Below are 9,257 nucleotides of genomic sequence, written 5' to 3'. Positions count from 1 at the left end.
TGTCGAGAATTAAGCGCTTACGAAACAAACACGCCGCAGTATCTTTGAGGTATCTGGTGATGGGGCTTACGACACGAGAGCGTGTCACGCTGCTATTAAGAAAGGGAGCTATTGCGCTTATTCTCCCAAGAGAGGGGGCAGCCTTCTGGGAGCGTGGTCACCCTCGCAATCTCGCCGTGGGTTGTCAGAAGTTATACGGCTCGAATAAGTATTGGAAAAAGCGGTATGGATACCATAAACGTTCATTATCAGAAACAGCGATGTATCGAGTTAAACAGTTGCTAGGAGGGCGGTTGAGCTTAAGAAATTACAATGCACAAGTGGGTGAAACTTACGCGATGATAAAAGCGTTGAATAAGCTCACTAGGCTAGGTATGCCTGAAACTTGTCGTATTGACTAAAGAACATGCAAAACGGGCGGCTTTGTCTCTAAACTGAATTACGCAACAAAGCCCAAATAATGCTAGGTGTGTCGGATCAATATGGGGAGGTGAGTAAGGGATCGAAAGGTTTTCGGTGAACGGAAAATTAGTAGGGAAGGGGGGCGTGGTTTATCGTTCATCACTTTAAGTTGAGTATTAACCGATGGTTTAACTGTCGACTTTTTTATGTATTTCGCTTCTTTATACTTTGTAAGTAAATGTTTTTCTTTGTGTTCGCATACTCTTTTTTATTATACAGTAGTCCATATTTAAGTAATCTGTTTTGGGTTATATGTTAGAGGCAATTTGCCATAGGAGAGTCGTATGTCCGAACTAGTACCTTACCCATGCTCTTACAGGGGGCGTGATATTAAAGTCGCCTCTATCACAGGGCGCTTAGAGTCTATTAAAATAGATTCGATGACGATAACAACTACTCGTAATGATCGGTCATCGAGTCAAAGGACAAGTTGTACTACTGAACTCGAAATTTTGTCCGACAGTGGAGAGCGCAGTTACTTTACGCTCGCTGGCGAGCACTCATTTAAGAAAAATGACCTTTTCACCATTCATTTTGTCTATTGTAAGCGAGATGATTGCTATTACGGTCAGTATATTACCATCCATAACCAGAAGCATACACGCGGACGAAGCCTCCGTTTAGTTGGTGGAGATATTGCACTTGGATACGGCAAGATTCGAAAAGCTTGGGGTGGGTTCGTGGACTTCTGTGCTTTGATATTGAGTCCTGTGTTGTCCCTGCTCGCGGTTAGTTATGTTGTACAACCTACCACAGATTCGGGCACTATGGTTTTGCTCTGGGTATTGTTTTTCTTCCCTATTGCTTTTGCTAACATTTGGGTTGCCTCATTCTTAGGCGGTTGTGTGAAAAAAGGTGATGCTGTATCAAAAGCGATTTATTTAAGGGCGAAAGAGCGTGGCCTTGAGATCATCGAGGGTAAGCGTACCGAAGCTTTAGAAAACGAGAGGCCAGAAATGACTACACTCCAAACGCAAGATTAATTTGCTTAACCATCTAGTTAAACGCATAGATTATAAACCATAGAATTCACCAATGGCGTACACGAGCTTGCTTCTGTGTCGCTTTTTTTGTTCTTATTACCTAATTGTGCGCTGATGGTTGTATAGAGTATACCTCATATGAACAGGTACGTATGACACAATTTCTTTCTGATGGCATGTTTCAAGTTCCAAGGTAGGAGTGTATCGATATTGTGGCTCTGCTTTTTCCAGCTCCTTTATGCATTTGACCTATAGTCGTAGAGGATAAGGCCATTATGAACGTTCTAAAATCGACATTCTCACGATACAAATAAATGTCAGAAGCGCTAAGCATACGTCTCATGACAATGCTCCCATGAGCTCTGCAAGATAGGCACCTGGCGAGCCTTGCAAAATACTCACTGAGCGTCAATTTCATATTAGCCGCGGGCACAGAATTAATTTGTTACTGAGCAAAACGTTCAGTGATTTTGGCTTGAGCAAAGCAACCTAGCTTAAGTGATGCTTCGGCACTCAGTTGTTTTCGTTTTGGCATTTTAAATTTCCTTTAGGGTGGAAAGCTCGTGGATGGTTAGAATGCGGGACTAAAGCCGCAATTAAGCGGCCTAGTTTAAAATCTACTAACTCAAACCTAAAGCATCAACTTGAAGCTTCTTAAGTGTGATACGAAGCTTGGGAGTCTCTGCTTTTGTAAGCAAGCTAAGAACTCGTCTTGGCTCATTGGTGGTTTTTTTAATGAAGCTCTTTGTTGCTGAGCAGCCTTAACGCATGCGCTACGGTCCAATTCAAACATATCGCACAGGAACTCGTCTGGATGTATTGCTGATAGACCTAAAGGCTCGAGTTCGTTAGAAGGAAAGTCTTTTAGGTTGAACGTAATGATAGACTCAGCCTGACCTTTAATCGCGGCAGCTACAACATGTCTATCATCAACATCAGGTAAAGTAAGGCCATCAATTAAAGGCTCATACCCTTCAATCAAGCAGTCTGGAACACTCGCATTCATTAACTGTCGAGTTCTTTGCAGTTGTTCTGCATTTAGCTCTGGCCTATTTTTCAGTAGGTTTCGAGTCCACTCATCATGTATTTGTTCTGTCCATCGCGCTCTAAATAGGCCAGTGTTGGCCAAGTACATTAGGTAGCTTCGGAGTGGAGCTGGGTACATTACACATGCGTCTAGAATTACCGTATATGACGCCATTAATATCCCATATCCATTTGTTGGTCTAATGCAGATAGTTCAGCAAGAGCAGCTAGTCTGTTCTCTTCTAGGTGGTTTTTGTACTCCATAAGATCAGCATAAGCTACCTTTCGACGGTTGCCAGTACGACTAAACGGAATATCACCTGAATCAAGAAGTTTAATGAAAGTAGGACGAGACATGTTTAGCATATCAGCACCTTCTTGTGTTGTAAGTTCCGCATGAATAGGTGTAATGCTAACAGAGTTGCCTTGACCTAATTGAGTAAGCACCTCGATCATCATATTTAATGCGCTTGCTGGAATAGTTACTTCGTGAGTCTTACCAGACTTATCGACAACATTAATCCTTTGAGCTTCACCATTAATTTCTATAACGGCTGACAACTCTTGGCTACCAAGCTTAGCCAGTGCCATTTCTTCAGCGCTTGGCAATTTTGTAGCAGTATTCATCATGTTTCTCTCTAATTTTTAGTTTCTGATATCATGGTATACAAATTATGCATACCATGACATTATCCGAAATATTCAAAAAAAGTCAACATTCGAAATATTCGAAAACGTGAGAGTGTCACATTACCGATAGACTTAGTACTCGTAGGCGGCCTAGCTTAAGGCATATCAACGCATGCTTAACTATCCTTTAACACCGAAATAAGAGTGATGATTTGATGACGAGGTTAGACTTTTATATTAGGATCTACCTCGTTTTTTTTGCTATTTTGTTAAATGTCAGGTCGCATTATGCGCTTTCTAACTTTGGCGCGAACGCTTTGACTCTATTATTTTCAGTAACGCCAAAATCGATACCGTGACGGTGACAACAACCAGCGCCATTGCCATTGCTAAGCTTGTATTACCTTGATCAAACTCGCTGAAAATGAAGGTAGCGGTGGTTTCAACACCGGGTGGTTTCACCATTAACGAACCGACTAATTCACGTTGCCCGATAATGAAGCTCATCGTCCATCCAGCAATCACTCCGGGAAAAATTAATGGCAATGTTACCTTGGCAAAGTGATAGAAGGTGGAAGCGCCGCATACCTTGGCAGCGTCTTCTAAGCTGTGGCTTAATTGCTCGGAAGATGATTTAACATATTGTACGGTATAAGGCAAAAACAGCACAACGTAGGTGATGATCAACATACCTTTGGTGTTGTAAAGTGGGGCAGGGTTATTAGGTGAGTTCCAAAACAAAATTAAACCAAAAACCACCACAATGCCTGGGATCGTGTTAGAAAGAAGGCTCGCAAAATCGATTACTCTAGTTAGCTTCGATTGGCCTTTAACGATCAATAGCCCATACCAGATACCAAGTGCTGCACAGATTGTGGCTGAAATCAGGCTCAGCTGAATACTGTTTAGCAGGGCTTCAAACGCGTAGCCATCGGAATCAAAAACCTGAAGAAAATGTTTAAACGTTAAGTTGTCCCAACTTAAACCCAAACCTGCCAAATCAATCAATGCAGTTGCCGTTATGGAAAAATATGGTACGCCAATCGAAAGCCCTAATATGGCTGTTATAGTTGCCCAACACAGCAATTTCTGCCCGCCGCTAAGGGTAATGATTCGAGACTGATTACCTTTGCCTGAAATCAGCTGATATTGATAGCGATTCGAGATGTAGAGTTGCCCCATCCACATCAGCATGCTGGTGGTTAATAACACCAACGATAAGACCGATGCCTTGGCGAAGTCTATTGGCCATGTCGAGGTAAAACGGTGGATCTCTGTAGTGAGAACGTAGTAGCCGATCTGCTTCCCGAGCGTGGCTGGTGTGCCGAATTCAGAAATGGTTTTGACAAAGACCAGCAGCGCTCCCATTAGATAGCCCGAAAGCACCAGTGGTGCGGTGATCTTCAAAAGCATTCTGCGTGATGAAGTGCCGTAGATGATGGCGGCTTCTTCTATGCTGGCACTTACGCGTAATAGACTATTTTTAATCACCAAGTACATGAATGGAAACAGTGACAGACTCATGATGAGCACCATGCCAGATAGTGAAAAAAAGCCTGATTGAAGTCCAGATAAACTTGGGAAGAGTTGCTCCAAATAGCCCCTTGGTCTCATAAACGTCATCCATCCCATAGAGTCGATAAAAGGGGGCGTCATGAAAGGAATGAGAATAACTATATCGAGCCATTTGTGGCGACCTAACGTTGTTTTGGCTGTTATCCATGCGAGAGGTGCGGCAAGAAGAGTCGCAACAATCGTCACCAGAAAAGCGAGCTGAATCGAATTCCACAGCACGCCCATGGTATAGCCATCAACTAGTTGCTTTAAGAGAAAGGTAAAATACCATTCGCCATCTTGGTAAACGCTATTAGCGAGTATGGTACTCATAGGCATCAAGGTAAGAATGCAGAGGCTAATAAGAGCAAGTGTGAGGTACTTGGCATTCGATATAGACGTTAGGAGAGTGGTCATAAAGAGTCTGTAGTGGATAGATTAAGTAAAATATGGAGAGGTTATCCCCTCCATACTCGGTATGGTCTAGCGGAACATGTCGCCAAATTTTGTTGTCACAGTTGCTTGGTTTTCGAACATCCAGTTCCAATCATAATCAAGTTGTTTGATGTCAGCGTAGTTAGGGCGAGATGGGTGAGCAGACACGTCGCTTCGGCCTGGCAGCAATAGTGCATCGGCAACGATGTTTTGCGCGCGGTCACTGAGTAGATAAGCGACAAAGTCTTCTGCGGTCTCTTTATTTTTGCTCGATTCAAGAACCATTGCAGGTCTTGGTGCAATCACAGTGCCTTCTTCTGGGTAGATAACCTCGATTGGGTTACCTTTTTTCTTTTCGTCATAGCCCATGTAATCCACGCCCGCAATAACAACAGACTTAGAGCCATTTACCACCTGATTGAGAGCAGGGCGGTTTGCACCGTTCACATCGACTTCGTTCTCATGCCAAGCAGAGAAGAGATCCCATGCGGCTTTTGAATCATTTGCAATAAAGCCAGAGACAAAATCAAGTGCAGAACCAGACTCCGACGGATCAGGGATTACCACTTGACCTTTCCAGTCATTCTCTGTGTAGGCTTTTAAAGAGGTAGGTGCCTCTTTAACTAATCGAGTGTTGTAAGTGATACCAAGCGCGCTCCCAGAGTATGCAAACAGCTGATCTTGACTGCTCCACCCTTCGTGTAGCTTATTGGCATTTTCTGGAGTGAAAGAGTGCAGAAGTCCTTCACTCTGTAGCCCCATAGCAGCAGGCCAAGATGCCAAAATCACTGCGTCGGCAACTGGGCGAGCTTCTTCCGCTTTTAGACGTCCAAGAATACGGCCCGTCGTCGCTTGGTAGGTCACCACTTTATTACCAGAAACGGCTTCGTAATCTTTAATCAGCTTATTAGCTAAGCCTTTTGGGCCTGCTGTATAAACAGTAAGATCCGCCGCTGCCAATGGCGCAGAGATTAGCCCAAGCGAGATGGCGAGAAGAGTGAAATTTTTCATGTTGCTATCCTTGTAACTGAATTTGATTTATATGTTCAGGGGCGCAGTAAAGCGAAATGCTTTGACCAGCTTCTAAGCGTTGCGGAGCGCAGAAATACCACAGCTCTCCATCGACATCGGCTTCAACGAGATAATGCTGCCCTTGAAAGCGAATATGTTTGATAGAGGCTTCAAAACGGATATCTCTATCGTTAGCGGCTTGCTGAAACTTAAGTGCTTCCATTCTAATAAAGGTTCGACCATCACTGTTCGGTAGACGATTGTTTTTTCCAATAAATTTCGCTACAAATTCCGTTGCTGGAGCGTGATAAATCGTCTCAGGTAGGTCAAACTGCTCAACCCTACCTTGATTCAATATCATGACTTTATCTGCCATCGACATGGCTTCTGATTGGTCATGGGTGACATACACTGCTGTCAGATGATGCTCTTTAAGCAGGCTGACCAATAGCTGTTGAATTTGATCTTTTAATACAGCGTCGAGCGCAGAGAGAGGCTCGTCTAATAGAATCAGCTGAGGCTGCATAACAATGGCACGCGCGATAGATACGCGTTGTTGCTGACCACCAGATAACTGATTTGGAAAACGCTGGGCAAACTGACTAAGCTGTACTTGATCCAACGCATTCGATACTCGCTGGGTTAAACCTTTTGTCTGCTTTCGAGCTCGAAGGCCAAATGCCACATTCTCGAATACGGTTAGGTGAGGCCAGAGCGCGAAATCTTGAAAAACCATGCCAAGATTACGTTGCTGAGTTGGCAATGACAGTGATCTGTTTTTGCCTTTTCCTGATGGGCTGATATCTGGCGTGTCGTTTTTAAAAACGATCTGATCATTGATGGTAATCGTTCCTGAGCATGGTTGTTCAAGGCCTGCGATACTTCTTAGAAGAGTGGTTTTACCACAACCAGAAGGACCAACGAGAGCCGCCAGTTCACCTTGTTTGAGTGTTAAATCAACATCAGAAAGGGCCGTTGCGTCCCCAAACTTTTTGTTGACCTGTCGAATTGTCAGGCTCATAGAAGTAACCAAAATTAAGTAATTTAACTATCATGGCTTAGTTTTGTTAAAATTTTATTGATTTTGTATTAAATTTTCAATGTAACTGTTTATTGTAATAAAAGGATCATTTAGTTGACATGAAAGTATTACTTTATCTAGTCGTAGTGGGGAAGGGATAGCTGATCTTCTCCAGTCAAACTTGACACTTCACTAAGCGACTTTCCGATTCCAAAAGTTATCTATTTAAATAGTGTTAAAAAATCTCTATTTTTCAGTGCTTTATATGCTGTATTTCTCGAGGCGGCAGCGATCCCCTCCATTTTGTCGTTCTTTGCGAATATTGAGTTCAAATTCAGCAAAAACGGCAAGCATATCGAGGAATGCTTTTCCTGATGCTGAATCTGTCGATATAGGCTGTTCAATAGCAGAAAGAGTAATTTCTTTATTCTTCAGATTTGCGACTAACTGTTGAAGGTCTAAAACGGATCTAGCTATACGGTCAATTCGAGTGACAATCAAAGTATCACCTGCTCTGAGGTAGTTGATTAGGTCTATAAATCCAGAATGCTTAGTGTCAGACCCAGAGGCTTTGTCGGTAAATATTTTATGACATCCGGCATCCTTCAAGGCCTTCACCTGAATTGAAAGCGATTGGTCTTGTGTTGATACTCGAGCATATCCAACTTTATTCATGGTAATTGTTCAAATAGATTCTAGAGTCACATTTTAATAAAAATCTGGAAAATGCATATAAGATGATCTGATTAATACATCTAATCAAATCATAATGTGATTAGATTATGGCAGTATTCCGAATTAAGGAGCTCCTATGTGGATCTGGAAAAACAACGATTGGCCTAACTTCAATTGGGACAAAGCGACTGTTGAGCCATTGGTTAGGCGAACTCGATTAAATCAAGGCATCTTATTGGTGAAAATGCTTAGCCATTCACAAGATGACAAAGAATGCATGCTCGATACTCTACTGGCCAATATAGTTCATTCAAGCGCAATTGAAGGTGAAAAATTGAATGCATTCTCAGTGCGCTCGTCACTTGCGAGCAAACTAGGCCTTACTGAAGAGCGACCGTTCCCAACGACTGAGCAAACAGACGGCCTCGCAGAAATAATGCTAGATGCCGTGGTTAATATAGATATAAAACTAACCCTTGAGCGTATCTTAGTTTGGCATGAACGGTTATTTCCAGAAGGTTATACGATGTTCAATCCTGTCGTTGGTAGTCAACTGAGGGGGGATATGCCGATGCAAGTTGTCTCTGGTCGCTTAGATAACCCCGTGATCCATTTTGAAGCACCAGGACGCGACGTTTTAGATCAAGAATTAGAGCAATTTATTGAGTGGTTTAACAGTTCAAAAGGAGACACCTCGCTTGACCCATTAGTTCGCGCCGCGATAACACATCTGTGGTTTGTGACGATACACCCGCTGGATGATGGTAATGGACGTATAACACGTTTATTGACCGATTTAGCGCTGGCACAAGCAGAGGAGCAATCTGTCCGCTTCTACGCAATGTCTGTGAGTATATTGGCGAAGCGAAAAAGCTACTATGAAATACTTGAGAGAACTCAGAAAGGTGGGGTAGACATAACTCACTGGTTAGTTTGGTTCTTTGAGACGCTAAATGAAACGTTTGATGAGGCATTAAAAGAAATTGACCAAACTGTTTTCAAAACAAATTTCTGGCGTAACGTAGATCAAACACTGCTGACCAATGAACAAGTAAAAGTGCTAAATAGATTGTTAGATGGTGACTTTATCGAAGGAGTAACAACGTCTCAATATCACAAGGTCGCAAAAGTCAGTAAACCGACAGCCACCCGCCATCTTAGGGGGCTTGTGGAGCAAGGGTGTTTAGAGAAATCAGGAGCAGGTAGAAGTACTCGTTACTTATTAAAGAGATAGGCTTATTGCATGAGCGGTCAGTCTTCTCAACTTGCCCCATTCCTTCTTTCGACCGATTAGCACATACTTTTCAATTTGAGACTGGCGACTGTGGCTATGCTTGGAATGAATCAGGCAGTTATATTGATTCCTATCAGCCGGAAATCATATTAGGCATCAAATTTTTCAAATGGGACCAGCAACAAAAGCCATTCTCGAAGAAAGTAACCATAATTGATGTGCGCTT

At 42.8% G+C, this 9,257-nt stretch carries 8 protein-coding genes and 1 pseudogene; 3 read left to right on the top strand and 6 right to left on the bottom strand.

Translation table 11 applies throughout. The annotated features are described in order from the left end of the window. Positions 1 to 16: 16 nt before the first annotated feature. Both BCU68_RS06820 and BCU68_RS06815 read left to right on the top strand, forming a co-directional pair. A pseudogene (locus tag BCU68_RS06820) lies at positions 17 to 401 on the top strand (transposase); the annotation flags it as partial. 345 nt (positions 402 to 746) lie between these two features. Further along, entirely contained in the window at positions 747 to 1,445 is a 699-nt protein-coding gene (locus tag BCU68_RS06815) for a hypothetical protein (protein WP_102564035.1), read from the top strand. Between the two features lie 631 nt (positions 1,446 to 2,076). Here the strand turns inward: BCU68_RS06815 and BCU68_RS06810 are convergent. The 6 genes from BCU68_RS06810 to BCU68_RS06785 form a co-directional block, all read right to left on the bottom strand. After that, positions 2,077 to 2,646, bottom strand: a complete 570-nt coding sequence (locus tag BCU68_RS06810) for a PIN domain-containing protein (RefSeq protein WP_102564034.1) — start codon at positions 2,644 to 2,646, stop codon at positions 2,077 to 2,079. After that, positions 2,646 to 3,101, bottom strand: coding sequence for a helix-turn-helix domain-containing protein (locus BCU68_RS06805; RefSeq protein WP_241901298.1), 456 nt, complete (start codon positions 3,099 to 3,101; stop codon positions 2,646 to 2,648). The genes BCU68_RS06810 and BCU68_RS06805 overlap by 1 nt, the downstream gene beginning before the upstream one ends. 297 nt (positions 3,102 to 3,398) lie before the next feature. Beyond that, positions 3,399 to 4,988: an iron ABC transporter permease gene (locus BCU68_RS06800; RefSeq protein ID WP_198591699.1), complete on the bottom strand. Its 1,590-nt coding sequence runs from the start codon at positions 4,986 to 4,988 to the stop codon at positions 3,399 to 3,401. A 150-nt stretch (positions 4,989 to 5,138) separates the two neighbouring features. After that, positions 5,139 to 6,101 carry an extracellular solute-binding protein gene (locus BCU68_RS06795; protein ID WP_102564032.1) on the bottom strand — a complete coding sequence of 321 codons (963 nt, stop codon included), beginning with the start codon at positions 6,099 to 6,101 and terminating at the stop codon, positions 5,139 to 5,141. A gap of 4 nt (positions 6,102 to 6,105) precedes the next feature. Continuing rightward, positions 6,106 to 7,122 (bottom strand): ABC transporter ATP-binding protein, encoded by a 1,017-nt coding sequence (locus tag BCU68_RS06790; protein ID WP_102564031.1) that lies wholly within the window; start codon positions 7,120 to 7,122, stop codon positions 6,106 to 6,108. A gap of 261 nt (positions 7,123 to 7,383) precedes the next feature. Then, entirely contained in the window at positions 7,384 to 7,797 is a 414-nt protein-coding gene (locus BCU68_RS06785; protein ID WP_102564030.1) for a recombinase family protein, read from the bottom strand. Between the two features lie 136 nt (positions 7,798 to 7,933). On the opposite strand from BCU68_RS06785, the gene BCU68_RS06780 reads away from it, so the two are divergent. Then, entirely contained in the window at positions 7,934 to 9,031 is a 1,098-nt protein-coding gene (locus tag BCU68_RS06780) for a Fic family protein (protein WP_102564029.1), read from the top strand. Positions 9,032 to 9,257: the final 226 nt, after the last annotated feature.

Source organism: Vibrio sp. 10N.286.49.B3 (assembly GCF_002873395.1).
GTDB lineage: Bacteria > Pseudomonadota > Gammaproteobacteria > Enterobacterales > Vibrionaceae > Vibrio.
The sequence above is the reverse complement of the archived record's forward strand: the minus strand, read 5'-3'. Positions and strand labels throughout refer to the sequence as shown.

What these genes read in the sequence shown, in the direction of transcription:
- BCU68_RS06785 (WP_102564030.1), bottom strand. Translation starts at nt 7,797, where the DNA reads ATGAATAAAGTTGGATATGCTCGAGTATCAACACAAGACCAATCGCTT.
- BCU68_RS06800 (WP_198591699.1), bottom strand. Translation starts at nt 4,988, where the DNA reads ATGAGTACCATACTCGCTAATAGCGTTTACCAAGATGGCGAATGGTAT.
- BCU68_RS06805 (WP_241901298.1), bottom strand. Translation starts at nt 3,101, where the DNA reads ATGATGAATACTGCTACAAAATTGCCAAGCGCTGAAGAAATGGCACTG.
- BCU68_RS06780 (WP_102564029.1), top strand. Translation starts at nt 7,934, where the DNA reads ATGTGGATCTGGAAAAACAACGATTGGCCTAACTTCAATTGGGACAAA.
- BCU68_RS06790 (WP_102564031.1), bottom strand. Translation starts at nt 7,122, where the DNA reads ATGAGCCTGACAATTCGACAGGTCAACAAAAAGTTTGGGGACGCAACG.
- BCU68_RS06815 (WP_102564035.1), top strand. Translation starts at nt 747, where the DNA reads ATGTCCGAACTAGTACCTTACCCATGCTCTTACAGGGGGCGTGATATT.
- BCU68_RS06810 (WP_102564034.1), bottom strand. Translation starts at nt 2,646, where the DNA reads ATGGCGTCATATACGGTAATTCTAGACGCATGTGTAATGTACCCAGCT.
- BCU68_RS06795 (WP_102564032.1), bottom strand. Translation starts at nt 6,101, where the DNA reads ATGAAAAATTTCACTCTTCTCGCCATCTCGCTTGGGCTAATCTCTGCG.